Here is a 763-nt window from a genome sequence, read left to right as displayed (position 1 = left end):
GATATTCCAGAAATAAACACCTAGTAGTTCATTTTGACTCTTAGTACCGAAGACTTGTTCGTAGCTCTTTAATCTTTCTGATGAAATTAAATCTACAATTTTAGATAAATTTTTATCCATGTTAATCAATAAAAAACAATGTCTTAAGCATCATGACATAGAAACTTGTGTTTTCCTATTATTTTGGGTATCATAGCAATTAGGTTGGTACATACATCCGATGGCATCTAATAGATGTGTATGAGTATGCATAAAGACCAAAAATTTCACCCCAGCTAAAGCTGGGGTTTTTAATTTGTATACCTTAAAAATAATTCCATTTAACATAAAATCTCTTATGCGAATCTGGAAGGATTAAGCTATTTCGTAATATTTTATCCAATAAGCATTGTCAAAAATATCTGTGTAATAGCTTGGTCTATTATAATGTGAAAAATAGTCACAGCATAAATCTCTAATAATTTCAATTTCTTCTAGGCTATCGGCAGCATTGACTAAAAATATAAACTTGTCCAGATTAACAAGTAATTTAGTACTATTTCTCAAAAGCTTATTATTAGACATTGAATCCTATGTGTTTTCCTGTTGGAAGCTCTACATCAATACGAAGTTTTCCGCCCATGGCTTCAACATACTTTTTCATCGTTGAAATTTTAAGATCATGACCACGATTTTCGATTGCTGACAATGACGGCTGTTTGATTCCAAGGGTTGCAGCCAGTTCTTTTTGAGAAATCTCTAACTCTTCACGAATAAGGTGAAG

At 31.8% G+C, this 763-nt stretch carries 2 protein-coding genes; both read right to left on the bottom strand.

The window, feature by feature from the left end; translation table 11 throughout:
- Positions 1–354: 354 nt before the first annotated feature.
- Complete coding sequence (locus RR876_RS16840; protein ID WP_332637171.1) at positions 355–564, bottom strand: hypothetical protein; 210 nt, start codon at positions 562–564, stop codon at positions 355–357.
- Positions 557–763: helix-turn-helix domain-containing protein (locus tag RR876_RS16835; RefSeq protein WP_332637170.1), on the bottom strand; the 207-nt coding region annotated here is incomplete at its 5' end. The genes RR876_RS16840 and RR876_RS16835, both read right to left, overlap by 8 nt.

The organism is Acinetobacter sp., assembly GCF_036666595.1.
GTDB lineage: Bacteria > Pseudomonadota > Gammaproteobacteria > Pseudomonadales > Moraxellaceae > Acinetobacter.
This window is presented reverse-complemented; position numbering and strand designations above follow the sequence as displayed.